15 protein-coding genes are annotated in these 16536 nt (G+C 43.1%); 4 read left to right on the forward strand and 11 right to left on the reverse strand.

Translation table 11 applies throughout. The features are described from left to right. Positions 1 to 12 precede the first annotated feature (12 nt). From pstA to AZ46_RS09845, 8 genes are all read right to left on the reverse strand, one after another. A complete protein-coding gene (pstA, locus tag AZ46_RS09810) occupies positions 13 to 891 on the reverse strand; it encodes a phosphate ABC transporter permease PstA (RefSeq protein WP_029279661.1) in 879 nt (292 codons plus the stop codon). Between the two features lies 1 nt (position 892). Further along, positions 893 to 1834 carry a phosphate ABC transporter permease subunit PstC gene (gene pstC / locus AZ46_RS09815; RefSeq protein ID WP_029279659.1) on the reverse strand — a complete coding sequence of 314 codons (942 nt, stop codon included), beginning with the start codon at positions 1832 to 1834 and terminating at the stop codon, positions 893 to 895. Positions 1835 to 1907: 73 nt separating this feature from the next. Next, complete coding sequence (locus AZ46_RS09820) at positions 1908 to 2882, reverse strand: PstS family phosphate ABC transporter substrate-binding protein (RefSeq protein WP_029279657.1); 975 nt, start codon at positions 2880 to 2882, stop codon at positions 1908 to 1910. 229 nt (positions 2883 to 3111) lie between these two features. Beyond that, the gene (locus AZ46_RS09825; protein ID WP_029279655.1) at positions 3112 to 5274 is read right to left on the reverse strand and encodes a peptidoglycan D,D-transpeptidase FtsI family protein; all 2163 of its coding nucleotides are present in this window, start codon (positions 5272 to 5274) and stop codon (positions 3112 to 3114) included. 140 nt (positions 5275 to 5414) lie between these two features. Next, positions 5415 to 6710: an MFS transporter gene (locus AZ46_RS09830; RefSeq protein WP_029279653.1), complete on the reverse strand. Its 1296-nt coding sequence runs from the start codon at positions 6708 to 6710 to the stop codon at positions 5415 to 5417. A gap of 637 nt (positions 6711 to 7347) precedes the next feature. Further along, entirely contained in the window at positions 7348 to 7956 is a 609-nt protein-coding gene (sodA, locus tag AZ46_RS09835; protein WP_029279652.1) for a superoxide dismutase SodA, read from the reverse strand. A gap of 116 nt (positions 7957 to 8072) precedes the next feature. After that, on the reverse strand, positions 8073 to 8555 hold the full coding sequence (locus tag AZ46_RS09840; protein WP_029279650.1) for a DUF456 domain-containing protein: 483 nt from the start codon (positions 8553 to 8555) through the stop codon (positions 8073 to 8075). 95 nt (positions 8556 to 8650) lie between these two features. Continuing rightward, entirely contained in the window at positions 8651 to 10282 is a 1632-nt protein-coding gene (locus AZ46_RS09845) for a Na/Pi cotransporter family protein (RefSeq protein WP_029279648.1), read from the reverse strand. Between the two features lie 214 nt (positions 10283 to 10496). Here AZ46_RS09845 and AZ46_RS09850 point away from each other — a divergent pair, with 214 nt between their 5' ends. Further along, positions 10497 to 11270, forward strand: a complete 774-nt coding sequence (locus AZ46_RS09850) for a DUF1189 domain-containing protein (RefSeq protein ID WP_029279646.1) — start codon at positions 10497 to 10499, stop codon at positions 11268 to 11270. 61 nt (positions 11271 to 11331) lie between these two features. Here the strand turns inward: AZ46_RS09850 and AZ46_RS09855 are convergent, their stop codons facing one another. Next, complete coding sequence (locus AZ46_RS09855) at positions 11332 to 13071, reverse strand: methyl-accepting chemotaxis protein (protein WP_081870172.1); 1740 nt, start codon at positions 13069 to 13071, stop codon at positions 11332 to 11334. 223 nt (positions 13072 to 13294) lie between these two features. Between AZ46_RS09855 and AZ46_RS09860 the strand changes: the two genes are divergently transcribed. Next, a complete protein-coding gene (locus AZ46_RS09860; RefSeq protein ID WP_029279641.1) occupies positions 13295 to 13627 on the forward strand; it encodes a hypothetical protein in 333 nt (110 codons plus the stop codon). A gap of 140 nt (positions 13628 to 13767) precedes the next feature. Then, positions 13768 to 14871 carry a flavodoxin-dependent (E)-4-hydroxy-3-methylbut-2-enyl-diphosphate synthase gene (gene ispG, locus AZ46_RS09865; RefSeq protein ID WP_174434980.1) on the forward strand — a complete coding sequence of 368 codons (1104 nt, stop codon included), beginning with the start codon at positions 13768 to 13770 and terminating at the stop codon, positions 14869 to 14871. A gap of 46 nt (positions 14872 to 14917) precedes the next feature. Here ispG and AZ46_RS09870 read toward each other — a convergent pair whose 3' ends face one another. Continuing rightward, positions 14918 to 15307, reverse strand: coding sequence for a DUF308 domain-containing protein (locus AZ46_RS09870; RefSeq protein ID WP_029279637.1), 390 nt, complete (start codon positions 15305 to 15307; stop codon positions 14918 to 14920). A 188-nt stretch (positions 15308 to 15495) separates the two neighbouring features. On the opposite strand from AZ46_RS09870, the gene AZ46_RS09875 reads away from it, so the two are divergent. Beyond that, positions 15496 to 16077 carry a nucleotidase gene (locus AZ46_RS09875; RefSeq protein WP_029279636.1) on the forward strand — a complete coding sequence of 194 codons (582 nt, stop codon included), beginning with the start codon at positions 15496 to 15498 and terminating at the stop codon, positions 16075 to 16077. A 36-nt stretch (positions 16078 to 16113) separates the two neighbouring features. Here the strand turns inward: AZ46_RS09875 and AZ46_RS09880 are convergent, their stop codons facing one another. Beyond that, positions 16114 to 16536: a Fur family transcriptional regulator gene (locus AZ46_RS09880; RefSeq protein WP_029279635.1), complete on the reverse strand. Its 423-nt coding sequence runs from the start codon at positions 16534 to 16536 to the stop codon at positions 16114 to 16116.

The raw sequence follows: 16536 nt of genomic DNA on the forward strand, positions 1-16536 counted from the left end.
TTCAAAGCATGTTTAATAATTTTTCTGGAACTTGTTACGAATCAAGACAGCCACAGAGTTCATGACAATCAGGAAGATAAACAGAACGATAATTCCGGCGGCAGCTACATCCTGGAAATCAGCCTGCGGTCTTGAAGCCCAGTTAAAGATCTGAATTGGCATAACGGTAAATGTGCTCATTACACTTTCAGGCAGGTAGTTTACGAATGCGAACGCACCTACAACCAGCAGAGGCGCTGTTTCGCCTATTGCCCTTGAGAATGCAAGAATGCTACCTGTTAAAATACCTGGTATAGCAGCCGGTAAAACAACTCTGCGAATGGTCTGCCACTTCGTTGCCCCCATACCGAAAGATGCTTCACGTAGCTCTTTAGGAACAGCTCTGATGGCTTCCTGAGACGCAACGACAATAACCGGAAGAACAAGAAGCGCCATTGTAAATCCCCCGGCTAAAATGCTTCTTCCAAGGTCAAAGTAACGGACAAATACAGTAAGACCCAAGAGTCCAAAAACGATCGAAGGAACTCCGGCAAGGTTTGCAATATTCACTTGCAGGAAGTTCGTGAATTTATTTTTCTTAGCGTATTCTTCCATATATAAAGCCGTGCCGACACCAAGAATCAATCCAGTCGGTATGACTACAGCCATAACCCAGAGGGAACCGACCAGTGCTGCTTTAATACCTGATGCTGACGGTCTTCTTGATGCGAAATTCTGAAAAAATTCCGGTGTTAAAAAGCTAAATCCTTGAGTGAATATCCGATATAAAAGAATTCCGAGAACAACGAGAGCAAAACTTGTGGCAATCATAAAAATACCTTTGTAAATGCCGTTTACCGCAAGCCTGCTGCCCATCTTCTTTGCGACTTTATCTTTATTAATGTAGTTCATCTTAGTATTCCTCCCTGAAGCGGCGGGAAATAAACTGTGCAAGCAGGTTCATGAGCAATGTGAACAGGAATAGCGTCATACCGACAGCATAAATGCTGTAGTAGATTGTTGTTCCATAACCTGCATCACCTGAACTTACCTGAACAATGTAAGCTGTCATCGTCTGAATGGATTCCGTCGGATCAAACGTAAGCTTAGGTGTAGCACCGCCTGCTAGTGTAACAATCATCGTTTCGCCGATTGCACGTGAAATAGCCAGTACAAATGAAGCAATGACACCGGATATAGCTGCCGGAAGCACTACCTTAATGGCAACTTCAAATTTCGTTGATCCAAGTGCCAGGGCGCCTTCTCTCATAGCTCTTGGAACAGATGTCATGGCATCCTCAGATAGTGAAGCAATCATTGGAATGATCATAATCCCCACCACAATACCCGGGCTCAGAGCATTGAAGAATCCAAGGTCAGGCATAATCGAACGAAGCAGCGGTGTAACAAATGTCAGGGCGAAGAATCCGTACACAATAGTCGGTATCCCGGCAAGTACTTCAAGGATCGGCTTTATGATCCTTCTTACCCGGTCTGATGCATACTCACTCAAATAAATAGCAGATGCCAAACCAATCGGCAAAGCTACAACCATTGCAATTACTGCTACAAGAAGTGTTCCAGAAATAAGTGTTATAATTCCGTAGGCTGGATCACTTTCAAAAAACGGATACCATTCCCGCTGGGTTATAAAGTCAAGCAGAGGCACTTTGCTGAAAAACGTTACCGTTTCAACAATAAGAGTTAACACAATTCCTACTGTCGTAAGAACGGAAATGACAGCTGTCAGCAATAAAAATGCCGGGACCAGTTTTTCTGTAGATCTCATCCAGGATCTTTTCTCTTTTTTTTCTCTGATCAGTTCACTGACAGAGCGGCTTGATTCTGTTGCCATAATGCGAAAACCCCTTTCCAAAACATGGGAAGATGAGAAGCAGTTTTATGCTTCTCATCTATTAGATTTTAAATTATTTTAAACCTTCGATTGTTTCAAGCTGCTCTTTGTACTTTTCTTCAGGAAGGCTTACGTATCCGACTTCTTCAGCAAGTGCGCCGGCGTTTTCCATGTAGAACTTCACGTATTCAGCAACTTGTGGCTTTTCTTTCATTGAAGCGTTGTTCACATAGATGTAAAGCGGACGTGAAAGCGGATTGTATTCGCCAGACTCAACTGATTCATTTGTCGGCTCAACTGCTTTGCCTTCTTCATTTACGATTGGAACAACTTTAAGTGTATCTTTGTTTTCAAGGTAGTAAGCATATCCGAAGAATGCCATTGCGTTTTTGTCTCCTTGCACACCTTTAACAAGAACGTTGTCATCTTCAGAAAGAGTAGCAGCTTTAGCAACAGGCTCTTCGTCAAGAATTACTTCATCGAAGTAGTCATACGTTCCTGAATCAGTTCCTGGAGAGAAAAGCTTGATTGGCTCGTTTGGCCAGTCAGGGTTGATATCAGACCATTTCTTTTCTTTACCGTCTTCAACCCAAATCTTTTTAAGGTCTTCAACCGTTAATTCTTTGATGAAATCATTTTCTTTATTTACTACTACAGAAAGTCCGTCAAAAGCGACTTGAAGTTCAGTATATTCAATTCCAGCGTCTTTAGCTGCTTGTGCTTCTTCATCTTTAATTGGACGTGACGCTTGAGAAATATCCGTTTCGCCTGCTACGAACTTCTCAAATCCGCCGCCAGTTCCTGATACGCCGATAGGAGCTTTAACATCTTGATTTTCCATTGCGAATTCTTCAGAAACTGCTTCACCGATAGGAGCAACAGTTGATGATCCGTCGATTCCAACTTCACCTTCTAATTGAGCTGCTTCTTCAGAAGTTTTGTCTTCAGAACCGTTTCCTTCTGTGCTTTCACCATTTCCGCATGCTGCTGCGAATGCAAGCAAAGACGAAATCATAATAGTCATGGCTAAAAATTTGAAGCTTTTCATATTTCTTAATTCCCCCTACAAAGTGGTGTTTTTGTCCTACAAGTAATACAATAACGCCTAAGTGTTAACATGGTTTTAATCAAATGTTAAGGTTTTGTAAATGCATATCCCTTTTTGTCGAATAGTGAAAGGGTGCCGGCTTAATGCTTGTTCCAGCAGACTCTTTTCAAACCCAACAAAAAAAGCACTCTCATTTGAGTGCTTTTATTGTCCTCTTTATCGCTTGCTTTTATTCAGCTTCTTCCAGCTCTCTTGCATTTTCAGGCTGGCCGACACCTTCTTCAATGCCTTCTTTGCTCTGTTCGCTTTTCAGTTCAAAATACTTATCCATAATTCTCCGTCCTATCAGGTTATTGATTGGATGAGAATTGCTGGCTTTATCATACGCCCATGGTACAACTACTGAAAAGGCGATTTCAGGGTTGTTGTGAGGCGCATACCCCACAAGAGTCAGATTATAAGTAGGCGAAAGGAACTGGTCTTTGTTCGGCCCGTCGTAAAATGCCTGGGCTGTCCCTGTTTTGCCTGCAGGGAGGTAATCCGCTCCCATGAAATAACCATAGGCAGTCCCTCTTTTTTCCTGCATGACCCTTCTGAATCCTTCCTGAACACGTTCAACATACTGGGGCTTCATTTCAACCTTATTTAACACTTCAGGATTAATGGATTCAATCACAGATCCAAGATTGTCTTTCGGAGACGGTTCTCTTATTTCCTTCACAAGCTGCGGCTTCATGCGGTAGCCGCCGTTTGCAATGACAGAAACATATTGCGCAAGCTGAAGCGGCGTATACGTGTCATATTGTCCGATTGATAAATCAAGCAGCAGGCCGGGCGTTACATCCCTTCCTTTAAAGCCTGTTGCTTCGTTAGGGAGGTCTATGCCCGTTTTGACGCCAAGACCAAACTGGCTGTAGTAGTTTCTCAGCACAGAAAAGGCTGATGTATCTAGGGGCAGTGATTTGTTTCGTCTATACTCGCCATCCGCCATAGCGATGGCAGTTTTAAACATATATACATTGGAAGACCGCTGAAGCGCTTCAAGATCATTGATGTTTCCCATTGTCTGATAGGACTTTTTAGGCGGGGAGCCTTTGATGTAAAGAGGTTCGTCCAGCTGTATGCTTCCGGGCTTAATCACACCTGATTGGAAACCTGAAAGAACAGTGGCCCCTTTTACAGCTGACCCCATTGTGTATGAACTTGTCATCGTCCCGAGAGCATAATCATCAATGACGGTTTTTCCATTTTCATCTTTTTTGATCTGTTTACCCGCCATAGAAAGCACTTCACCGTTTCTCGGGTCCATCATGACGACAAAGGCCCGGTCAAGGAGGGCCGTTCCGGATTTCTTTTTGGCCGCTTTCAATTCTTCTTCGATGATCTTTTCAACTTCCTGCTGAAGCTCTACATCGACTGTCATGATCAGGTCTTTGCCGCTCTTTCCTTCGGTGATGATTTCTGTATCAATGATGTTTCCCGACTTATCGGTAATATTGCGGGCTTTTGCTTTTTGCCCCTGCAGAATGTCTTCATATTGATACTCGAGATAACTTTTCCCCACTCTGTCATTCCGGCTGTACTCACGGGAAGTGAAATAGTCCAGTCTGTCCTGGGGCACTCCCTCTTCAGAAGAAGAGATGCTGCCTATAAGCGTTCGGAGTGTTTTATCAAACACATAGTTGCGCTCCCAGTCGGTTGTAATATCGATACCGGGCAGCTCATCAAGGTTTTCGCTTATAAAAGCAAATTCCTTTTCAGAAATGTTGTCTTTTTTAATAATCTGGGGCGTCAGGGCATAACCGCTGTCCATTTCCCGTTTGATCGCAAGAACTTTAAGCTCTTCCTGAGTAATTTCCTTCAGCTCATTTTCCGTTATTCTTTCAAGCTGCAGATCGTACAGGTCATCTTCGCTCATTACTCCGTCAAGCACCTTCTGACGGTCCGCTTTCGTGATTTTCTTTTCTGCTTTTTCAGGACGCGTCAAAATCCAGTAATCTTTTTTATCTCTTACCGTGATTTTCTTTAAGTCTTCTTCCAGAGCCTCCTGGTCCTCTTTTGAGTCCGTTGTGTCCTGGTCAAAAATCTTGGCAAGTTTGGCTGCTGTTTCAAGTCGTTCCTCTTGATCAGAAGAAGCCGATCTTGTATATGTAATCGCCTTGATCGGCTTGTTGTCTACAATTGTATTGTAGTTTCTGTCAAAGATTTTCCCCCGGGGGACAGACGTGCTTATTGTTACTTCTTCCGTCCTTTCAACTTCCTTGCGGTAATCTTCTCCATATACAATCTGGACAATGCCAAGCCTTAGTATCATTCCTGAAAATAACAAAAAGATAAGGAAAAACAGGATATTCAAGCGAAGCGGGACTGTCCGTTTCTTTTTCTTTGTCATGCTGCACCGCCTTATTGTCGAAATCAGGTTTTAAAAATGAAAATAGACACCATAACATGGTGTCTACCCTCTATTTTATGAAAAAAATCGACTTATTTCTATTATTTTCGACAGTTGTAACACGATTGTCATATGCCGTGTCAGCTGCTTTCTCCATCTACAAGGTTCGGCTCAGGCATTTTTTTCTGTCCGTTAACCTCTTTTTTATCGATGGGTTCATTTGTTTCAGGCAGTGAAACCTTCCTTATGAAAAAATAAATACAGCTGTGTCCTGCCCCTATGATAGCAAGCAGAAAAGGAATGCTCTGTTTTTCATTAAACAGCGTGACAGAAAGAATAAACAGGAGGATTGACGTAATTCTCCCCATGTTTAAAAACAGTTCTCTGACGACAATGTATTCGATCCTTGCTTCTCCTGCATTCCATGACCGCCCAATCACATCGTAAGTCAATGAAATGTAGGGAACGAGCAGAAGCGGATAGGCGACCGCAATAGAAATCGCATAGATGATGAGCTTTGTGTAGGTCAGATCAAAAAGAAGCAGGAAAATGGAAGCATAAAGCAGAATTCCCCCTGCCAGGATAAACTTCTTTCTCATTTTCTTCGTAATCATCCTTGTGGCCAGATAATAAAAAACAAAAGCAACCGCAGAGTTAATCAGCCCATATTTCCCCAGAGCAAGTTCGCTGCCGGTCGTGATAAAAACAAGGACTCCAATGACAAAAATAAACGTACCTTCCCTGAGCCCCTGAAAGAAATGAGCGTTCGTAATCATACGCCAGTTCATGTTCCGCTTTCTTTCTTTTAAAACATCCATAAGCAGAAAACGCCCGTTCGCATGCCTTCTTTTCAAGAAGAGACTTAGAATCACTGCACAAAAAAACAGGGCAAGCGACAGGGAAAAGATTGTTTTGTATCCCGTGTCTCCTGCAAGCCTTGAGATGACAAAACCGGCGACAATCGGGCCGATCATTCCAGCAGAGGAAGTCATGACCCCTAAAAATCCGTTAAAAAAGTCCCTTGTCTCAGGTTCTGTAATTTCAAATGTCAGTACATTAAAGGAAAGCCAGTAAAAACCTGAGCCTATCCCAAGAAGACCTCCAAGCAAAATCAAATTATCTGCTGCCCTGTCCCCAATTAAGAGAACGGACAGATAAAATACAGCCAGAAAGGCAACACCAAGACGAAACACAATCACCCGGTCAATTTTTTTCGCCCATCTCCCGGCAATAATAAATGTAATGGGCTGCATGATCACAATCGTCAGATTATAGATCCCTAAATCCAAAAAACTGCCGGACTGCTTCCACAAATACACATTAACAAAAGCATTCGAGAGGGCAATCCCTAAAGAATACATGCCCCCAATCGTCAGAAGCAGAAGCAAATCGCGGTTCACTTCCACATTACCAAAGACTTTCTGCAGCTTAGACATACCTAAAACTCCCCTTCATCAGCTACTAATTAGTCTGTGTAAAGGGGGGGGAGATATGCAAAGAAAAGCGGAATCAGCCGTTTAGCTCCGATAGGCAGATAAGAAATCACCCGAAAAGTCCGCTTTTGACTTTTTGGGGGATTTTGTTCTGACAGAGGAGTTGGCTGATGGAGCTGGACACCACGAAAAGCGGAATCGCCCGGTTAGCTCCGAAGGACAGAAAAGGATCCGACGGAAAAAGCCGGGTTTGCTTTTTGCGGCGGAGCCGTTCTGGCCGAGGAGTTGGGCGATGGAGCTGGACAATACGAAAAGCAGAGCCTTTCGTTTAGCCCTGACAGGCAGAAAAGAAATCACCCAAAAAGTCCGGGTTTGACTTTTTGGGGGATTTTGTTCTGACGGAAGGGTGGGAGGCGGAGCTGGACAATGAGAAAAGCGGAATCATCCGTTTAGCTCCGGGAGTCAGATAAGGAAGCGGCGGAAAAGGCGCTTTATGCCTTTTTTGACGATTCCGTTCTGGCAGAGGAGTTGGCTGATGGAGCTGGACAACACGAAAAGCGGAATCAGCCGTTTAATTCTTACTATAAAATCTCCAAATAAAAAAACAGGAAATCCAAGATTTCCTGTTTTTTCACGTCTATTATTTAGCTTCTTCGTAGCGTCTGTTTACTTCTTCCCAGTTTACAACGTTCCAGAAAGCTCCGATGTAGTCAGGACGGCGGTTTTGGTAGTTCAGGTAGTAAGCATGCTCCCAGACATCAAGACCAAGGATCGGCGTTTTGCCTTCCATTAAAGGAGAGTCCTGGTTTGGAGTGCTTGTTACTTCAAGCTCGCCATTGTTTACAACAAGCCATGCCCAGCCAGATCCAAAGCGTGTAGCGCCAGCTTTAGCGAATTCTTCTTTGAATGTTTCAAAGCTTCCGAATTTGCTGTTGATTTTGTCAGCAAGTTCTCCTGATGGAGCTCCGCCGCCGTTTGGTGAAAGGATTGTCCAGAACAGGCTGTGGTTCGCATGGCCGCCGCCGTTGTTGCGTACAGCTGTGCGCGCTGATTCAGGCACTGCGTCAAGATTTGAAACAAGTTCTTCAACACTTTTGCTGAGAAGATCGTCATGACCTTCTAGAGCAGCATTCACGTTCGTGATGTATGTGTTATGGTGTTTCGTGTGGTGAATATTCATTGTTTCCTTATCGATATGCGGTTCAAGTGCATCATATGCGTAAGGCAGTTGCGGTAGTTCGTAAGCCATTTAAATCTCCTCCTTGAATGGTATGTAGTTGCTAAGCCTAAGCTTGTCACATTAAGATTACCAAAATTGACCGATTGTTTCAATTTATATGCATGTTTTTTCGAATGTTCTTCACGTCAGAGAACGGTATACAGGAAATAACCGATCATAACGAGCTGAATGATTGTTTTGGCAAAAACCCCTGATATAAATCCAATAAGAGATCCAAGGCCGACTTTTACAGATTCATTAAAATCTTTTTTGTGAACGAGAAGTTCTGCAAGCACTGCACCGATAAACGGTCCAATGATGATTCCCGCTATAGGAATGATAAATGGACCGATCAAAAGTCCAATCGTGCTTCCCCAAATGGCAGCCTTGCTTCCTCCGACTCTTTTGACCCCCATTAAATTTGCCACATAGTCAGCGGCAAATAAGACAGCGACAAACACTCCCTCAATCAGCCAGAACTGATAGCCGAATTCCTCAAAGCCAAAGAAAGCGCCAAATAGAAGAAATCCGCCGACAATGAAGAGAACGCTTGGGATAATCGGATAAATCAGTCCTGCAAATCCAATCACAAACATAATGATAATCAGTGTCCAATATAAAGCTTCCAAATCGGAAAACACCACTCTTTCTTCGTTATTGCTGAAAAAAAGCAAGAGCTTTAGCCCTTGCTTTCATTATAGCTTATTCAGTCTTTTTTAAACCATTATTTGCGGTAGCCAAGCACAGCTTCAGCGATGTTGACAGAATGGTCGCCGATTCGCTCAAGGTTGCTGATGATGTCGACAAATACAATGCCTGCCTGACCCGTGCAGCTTCCCTCATTTATGCGGAGAATATGCTTTTTGCGCAGTGTGCGTTCCATTTTGTCAATCTGTTCTTCTGATTTCATGACTTTTGCTGCAAGATCTGTATTTTTATCATCTAATGCAGTAATGGCATCTTTCAGCGTGCTGATTGTCAAAGTGAACATTTCATCTAAATCTTTCAGTGCGGATTCAGTGAGCTTTACTTTGTTTGTAAGCTGATAATCGACAAGCTCCACAATGTTTTCAAAGTGATCGCCGACGCGTTCGATGTCTCTTACCGTATCCATCAGAGTTGAATGTTCTTCAGACTCTGCTGCAGACATTTCTGCCCGTGAAATTAATACGAGATAGTCTGTGATTTTCCGGTCAAGATTATTGATGGCATCTTCGATCTGGTAAGCTGTATCGGCATGTTTACTCTGGTTTGTTTTCAGATATTGATTTGCCTCTTCAAGGCCAAGTGATGCAAACTGACCCATGCGAAGGATTTCCTCTTTCGCCTGGCCAAGCGCAATGGAAGAGGATTGCTCAATAAACAGCGGATCCAAATGTTTTGCTTTGTATTCTACCAGAGAATCTTCTCCAGGAATTAACTTTGTTACAATGTAAGCAAGCACCCCGATAAACGGAAGCTGAATTAACGTATTTGATAAGTTAAATGTTCCATGAGCAAAGGCAATCGTCATCTCGGGATTCAATCCAAGGTTCGCCTTCAGCATGGCGACAAAGGCTGTGAACAGCGGCAGAATCAGCAGGAAAATGGCTGTCCCTATCAAGTTGAAGATAACATGCGTCAATGCCGCTCTTCTTGCAGCAACAGAAGCACCAATTGAAGCCAAAACGGCCGTAATCGTAGTACCAATGTTATCTCCGAAAAGAACCGGCAGGGAAGCTTTAATATCAATCAGGCCAAGTCCATGAAGCTCCTGCAGGATACCGATTGTCGCACTCGAGCTTTGGACGATGACAGTAAAGACAGTGCCGATCACAACGCCAAGCAGCGGATTGTCACTCATGCTGACAGTGAGTTCCTGAAAAGCCTGAAGCGAACGAAGCGGCTTCATGCCGTCGCCCATTAATTCAAGTCCAAAGAACAAAGCACCAAATCCGAAGACAATCTGGCCGAAGTTATGAATTTTTTTGTTTTTAAAGAAGAAAAGCAGTACAGCACCGGCAAACAGAATCGGCAGTGCATAGTCTGAAATTTTAATACCTATGATAAAGGCTGTGACAGTGGTTCCAATATTTGCACCCATAATGACACCAATTGCCTGGCGCAAATTCATAAACCCTGCGCTGACAAGTCCTACGACGAGTACAGTCGTACCGCTGCTTGACTGGATGAGTATTGTAACAAATATACCTGCCAGAACACCCATAACAGGATTTGTCGTAAACTTATCCAGTATGTCACGCAGTCTGTCACCTGCTGATTTTTGCAGTCCGTCGCCCATGAATTTAATTCCGAAGAGGAAAATCCCAAGGCCTCCGAGAAATTCAAAGATCATCTTCTGTAAATCGAGATCCAACTTCATTCAACCCCTAACATCTTTTTATCGACATGTTTCTACAACCTCCCCAATTATTAACGAATTGTGGATTGATTGTAAAGGTGTTTATCCCTTTTTCATAAAAAATTTACAATATCTTAACATTAGCAGTTTCTATTCGATTATTCCTTGTTTCTTGCGGTCTGCATGGTTAAAATGAAAACTGGATGATTATAGAAGGATGTGCGTATAATTGAACATTTTTAAACAGCTCGCAAAAAGTACTTATTCCCCCAAATCGATCTCCATGTTCAGATTTCAGGGAATCGGCAAAACCATTCTTTATGTCTTTATGCTGACAATACTTATCACCCTGCCAATGGGGATTTACATGTCCTCCGGCATATCAGCACTGCTGAAAGGCCTTGACTCAACACTTAGAGAGGACTTGCCGGAGTTTACAATAGAAGATGGAGCATTGGTTTCAGATGCGAAAGAGCCGTTAGAGCTCACAAAAGATGATCTCTTTATCGTCTTCGATCCCACTGGTTCTTTTACAGTTCAGGAAATTGAAAGCAAAGAAAATGCGATCGGCCTCCTGAAAAATGAATTTGTCTATGCTTTTGCCGGACAGTCGCAAAGCTATGATTACTCTATGCTGAACACATTGTCTAAAGCGGATCTGCTGACGTACTCGTCCCAGTTCGAAAGTGTTCTGCCAATTGTCATCGGAACTGTCCTGCTCGTCTTTTACCTTTTTACCGCTGCATCAAAATTTATCGAAATTACGTTTCTTGCGTTTGTGAGTATTCTCTTTAAGAATAGTCTGCAGAAAAAAGTGAATTTTAAACAGCTGTGGGTAATGGCTGCATATTCAATTACACTCGCATCTATTTTCTTCATGATTATGGAGTTCCTGCAAATTTCGGTCCCTAGCGGAATTTTCATCAACTGGTTTGTAAATCTGGTTGTCATGTATCTGGCACTTAAAGAAATTCCCGGTGCACGCAAGAAAACGCTCGACTGACTGACAAAATGAGCCCCAAAGCATCTTCAGCTTTGGGGCTCATTTTATATGTACAAGTGTTTTACACTTTGTATTCTTTGGCGGATTGCGCGAGGCTCTTTGAAAGTTCTGAAACCCTTAACCCGATTTCATGCGTTCTGCTTACCTGAGTCATTTGTTCTTCTGAAGAAAACAGCATCTGCTCTGCGCTCGCAAGCGTTTCCTGAGAAACAGATTCAAAGCCTGCCGAAGATTTTTCCATGACAGGCAGATAGTCATGCAGCTTATTCATTTGCCTCTTCATTCCAGACAGCCTGTCACTCACTGTTTTAATTTCAATTGAAAGTTCATCAAACAGAACACGTGATTCTGAAGCCGCATGAAGATGGGAGTGAATGGCTGAGAGCATTTCATCAAATTCTTTTGATGCATGAACGGCGATACCCTCCATGTTTGAGATGGAATTCCTGATTTTATGAGTGGCATTTGATGATTGTTCAGCGAGTTTTTTCACCTCATCTGCAACAACGGCAAACCCTTTTCCCGCCTCACCCGCTCTGGCTGCTTCAATGGCTGCATTGAGTGCAAGCAGTTTCGTCTGCTCAGCAATCGTATGAATAATGGCGGCAACATCCGCAATCGACATGGAATGCTCTTTCACGCTTCTGATCACAGCCGTCATTTTCTCTGTTTCGCGCTCAAATACATTCATCGTACGGATCATCTTTGATCCCTGCTCTTCTCCGCGTGCTGCTGAAGAGTTCATATCTGATGCACGGCTGAACAAAAATTCCATGTTGCGGAAAACTTCTTTTAATTCATCCTTCACCCTGCTGAACACCTCTGCGCTTTCCGCTGAACCCGCGGCTGTCTGCTCTGCACCCAATTTCACAATTTTAATGGCCTCTACAAGCTGGCCATTTTGCATAACCCCTTCATCTGTCGCTTCCCTGAGCTGATCTCCTTTAGCCGACAGCTCATCTGCAGCATGATTGATATCACCAATAATGCTGCGCATATGATTCATCATGGAATTAAAGCTTTTCATGACTGAATTTATTTCAGGAACCTTCGTTTTCACATGGACATTCCTTGTTAAATCGCCGTCCCTCACATCTTTCATCGCTTTTCTGAGGACGGCAAGAGGATTCGTTAAGCTTCTGATCACAATAATCAGCACCGCTGCTGTAAGCAGGACACTGATTCCAATCATCCAAACGGTAAATGAAGCGAGGGTCTTAGAGGTTTCCATATAACTTTCTGTCTCTACCGCAATAAGGAATTGACCCTTGAGCTCCTGAACTTTCTTAAAAGACAATGTGTAGTCGGTCCCGCCTATCGTCTGGTGGATCACGCCATTTTTCTTTTCGGTGATTTCTTTCAGCTGATCCTCTTTAAATTGCAGCCTGCTGTTTGAACTCACAGAAAAAGGATTGGCCTTCCCTTCGGCTACAAGGAAAAAATCAGCCTTCAGCCCGTCCTGTATTAATGCGGAGGCCTGGTTGGAGAGGACCACTTTATTAAACCTTTCAAGGAATGAATCCTCTTCGCCTACGTAGGCAATCATAAGATTCCCTGCAATTTCGTTTGTCGTGTTAACCTCCCTTGCAAGCCTGTCCTCAATCAATGACATCGTTGCTTCTTTGGATTTTGAATAAGAAATAAAACCTACAGCACTTATAGATGCTGCCATAATGGTTAATACAAGGAACAGGAGCCTTGCCTGGAGGCTCACTTCTGATATTTTTACAGATCGTATCTTCATGTATATGTAAGATAAAGACCCATTCTTTTTGCTTACTTTCCCGATAAGTCCCTTCAATGCGCCTACACCCTTCCTCTTAACTCATGAAAATTATCCCAGATTAATGTTAAGAGAGTGTAAACCCCTCATTAATTTATGGAGAATTTTGTCGTATTTATAGGTATTAAGAAGGTTTCTCCACCACTTCATCTTTCTTAGAAAGGAATAAAGAAAGGCATGTCATATTTTTAGTGGACAAGCCATATAAATAATCATCGTGACGGATTGGGAGATGATACATATGAAGCGGCTGATGGTCTTTCTTTTAACACTCTTTCTTCTCTATATTATGTACTATGACATCAGTACAGGAACGATTGCCTTTTCGCCCCCTGCCAAGGATAATGAACCTGCAGCGGCAGTTCAGACGTCGCCCTCTCCTTATACAGTAAAAGAAATTAAGCAGGGTGAAACCGTCTTAACCATCGTTGAACAGCTCCACAGCGGACTGCCCGTTTCCATAGAACAAGTCAGGAAAGACTTTGAAAAGCTGAATCCAAATGAAAAAGCAGATGCGATCCAAGTAGGAAAAGCATATAAATTTCCACTTTATGAAAAAGAAGTTGCTTCTTAATTCTTGTCAATATCGCGCACTCACTGTTACAATATTGTGAGGGAAAGCACAATTTCCCCGCATTGAATGATGATCAAATAGGTACTATGAAACCATAGGACCATGATTATGAATTAAGGAGCGATTTACACGTGAGTGAAATCATACATCGTACCAAAACCCGTCCTGTTAAAGTCGGCAATCTGACCATTGGCGGAAATAATGAACTAGTCATTCAGAGTATGACAACAACGAAAACACACGATGTGGAAGCTACGGTCGCTGAAATCCTGCGTTTAGAAGAAGCAGGATGCCAAGTAGTGCGTGTTGCCTGCCCGGATGAGCGTGCAGCCGATGCTATTGCTGAAATAAAAAAACGCATCAACATTCCGCTTGTTGTAGATATTCATTTCGATTATAAACTGGCTCTAAAAGCTATTGAGGGCGGTGCAGATAAGATCCGCATCAATCCGGGAAACATCGGCCGCAGAGAAAAAGTCGAGGCTGTTGTAAAAGCAGCGAAAGAAAAAGGAATCCCGATACGCATCGGGGTTAATGCAGGTTCTCTTGAGAAACGCATCATTGAGAAATACGGCTATCCGACAGCAGACGGAATGGTCGAGAGTGCCCTGCACCATATTAAAATTCTTGAAGATCTGGATTTCCACGATATTATTGTGTCCATGAAAGCATCTGATGTCAATCTTGCCATCGAGGCTTACGAGAAAGCCGCAAAGGCTTTTGACTATCCCCTTCATCTTGGAATTACGGAATCAGGAACGCTGTTTGCCGGTACAGTTAAAAGCGCTGCCGGACTTGGTGCTATTTTAAACAAAGGAATCGGAAACACGCTTCGCATTTCCCTTAGCGCAGATCCGGTTGAGGAAGTGAAGGTTGCACGCGAGCTTCTTAAATCTTTCGGCCTTGCATCAAACGCCGCGACATTAATTTCATGCCCGACATGCGGACGCATTGAAATTGACCTGATCAGTATCGCAAATGAAGTGGAAGAATATATTTCAACCATCAAAGCCCCAATCAAAGTTGCCGTTCTGGGCTGTGCCGTAAACGGACCTGGAGAAGCACGTGAAGCTGATATCGGCATTGCTGGAGCACGCGGTGAAGGTCTTCTTTTCCGCAAAGGACAAATTGTCCGCAAAGTGCCTGAGGAGACAATGGTTGAGGAACTGAAAAAAGAAATCGACAAAATTGCCGAAGAGCATTATGCAAAGCAGGAAGCTGAAAAAGCTTCCGCTGAAATGTAAAACAAGCCTGGCCAAATGGCCGGGCTTGTTTTTATTTATCCTACTTTTAAAAGAACGGCAGGATAAAAATTCCGAGGATGAGTGATACGATACCGATGCCGATTGCCCATCCGCCAAGAGCTTCTGCCCCTCTGCGGCGTGCAACAAAGCCTACAATGATGCCCGCTGCCCCGAGGATGACAGGGAAAACGAACAATGAGATGACTGACAGAACAATGGCCAAATACCCCATTCTTCGTCCGTCCGTTCTGACTCCTTCTTCTTCGTCGCGGCGGTCGTAGTCTGCCTCTCTTCTCAGAGTGGCCGGAGCTGCAAGTTCGGCAGCCGTTTCTTCTCTATAGTCATCGCGGAAATCTCTGCTGTAGCCAACTTCATCATCACGGAGGTCATATTCCTTGATGTTACCGTGATAATCATAATGTTTCTCATCTGCCATGCGTGATCCCTCCATTCATATTGTAAGGAACATTTATAGTATGAGTTGATCGGCACGTCAGTATAACTGTTAAAGTTTACTGTGATTGTAATGGCTGATTATGATACACTAAAGAGTATAGTTCATCATTAATCAGTTATGAGATAAACTTTTATGGGAATGTTTGACAGCAAGGGAGAGAAGACATGATGCTGCGTTTAGGAATTGATATAGATGGCACAGTTACATCACCTGAAACCTTTGTGCCGTATTTGCAAAAATCATTTAATGAATCCATTACTTTTGAAGATATGAAGGAGTACGATCTGACGAAGCTTTTAAAGATCTCAGAAGCTGAATTCTGGAAATGGATGGATGAAAAGGAACCGCTCATTTACAAAGAAGCACCAATGGCACTGGATGCGAAACTCGTTCTTGATGAATGGAAGAATAAACATAAGCTTCTTTTCATCAGTGCAAGAAGAAGCCACTTGGAAGAAGTGACGTATGAGTGGTTTAATCGAAACGGTCTTACGTACCATCAAATCGACTTAATCGGCACACACGATAAGCTCCAAGCAGTGAAGAAAAATAAAATTGATGTCTTTTTTGAGGACAAGCATGACAACGCATGCACCATCAGTGAGGTATTTAATATTCCTGTCATTTTATTTAATACCCCATATAATCAGGAACCTGTTCCAAAAAACGTCATCAGGGCAGATAATTGGCTTGAGGCAAGAGACTGGGTCAATTCTTATGCAGAAAACCGTTACTCCTTAACAAAATAAAAAAACGCCTGCGAAAAACAAGCCGCAGGCGTTTTTTTATGTGGTTACTTCATGGCATTCAGGGCACATTCCGTAAATTTCGAACTTGTGGCCGCTGATTTCATATCCGGATAAGTTTTCCTTCAAATTCCCCATAGGACAAGAAGAAATTTCTTTAGTCTTTCCGCACGTCAGACAAATAAAGTGGTGATGATGGTGTTTCGTTGAGCATGAAAAGCGGAAATGCTTTTCGCCTGAGAGTTCTGTCGTTTCAAGAATGCCCATTTCCGCAAAAAGTGAAAGGTTGCGGTAAATCGTATCAAAACTCAGACCCGGATATTCCGGCTTCATTTCTTCAAGCACATCCCTCGCAGTCAAGTATTTGTTGGACTGCGAAAAAAGTTCAAGCATCTCTTCCCTCTTGCTCGTATATTTATATCCTTTTTCCTTCATTAAAAGAAGAGCTTCCTGTACATTCAT

The sequence above is a fragment of the Metabacillus indicus LMG 22858 genome, from assembly GCF_000708755.2.
Lineage (GTDB): Bacteria > Bacillota > Bacilli > Bacillales > Bacillaceae > Bacillus_P > Bacillus_P indicus.

Excerpts from the sequence above, each read along its gene's own strand:
- pstA (WP_029279661.1), bottom strand. The coding sequence starts at position 891 with ATGAACTACATTAATAAAGATAAAGTCGCAAAGAAGATGGGCAGCAGG.
- AZ46_RS09825 (WP_029279655.1), bottom strand. The coding sequence starts at position 5,274 with ATGACAAAGAAAAAGAAACGGACAGTCCCGCTTCGCTTGAATATCCTG.
- AZ46_RS09830 (WP_029279653.1), bottom strand. The coding sequence starts at position 6,710 with ATGTCTAAGCTGCAGAAAGTCTTTGGTAATGTGGAAGTGAACCGCGAT.
- pstC (WP_029279659.1), bottom strand. The coding sequence starts at position 1,834 with ATGGCAACAGAATCAAGCCGCTCTGTCAGTGAACTGATCAGAGAAAAA.
- AZ46_RS09860 (WP_029279641.1), top strand. The coding sequence starts at position 13,295 with ATGAAGCGGCTGATGGTCTTTCTTTTAACACTCTTTCTTCTCTATATT.
- sodA (WP_029279652.1), bottom strand. The coding sequence starts at position 7,956 with ATGGCTTACGAACTACCGCAACTGCCTTACGCATATGATGCACTTGAA.
- AZ46_RS09875 (WP_029279636.1), top strand. The coding sequence starts at position 15,496 with ATGCTGCGTTTAGGAATTGATATAGATGGCACAGTTACATCACCTGAA.
- AZ46_RS09820 (WP_029279657.1), bottom strand. The coding sequence starts at position 2,882 with ATGAAAAGCTTCAAATTTTTAGCCATGACTATTATGATTTCGTCTTTG.
- AZ46_RS09870 (WP_029279637.1), bottom strand. The coding sequence starts at position 15,307 with ATGGCAGATGAGAAACATTATGATTATCACGGTAACATCAAGGAATAT.
- AZ46_RS09880 (WP_029279635.1), bottom strand. The coding sequence starts at position 16,536 with ATGAATGTACAGGAAGCTCTTCTTTTAATGAAGGAAAAAGGATATAAA.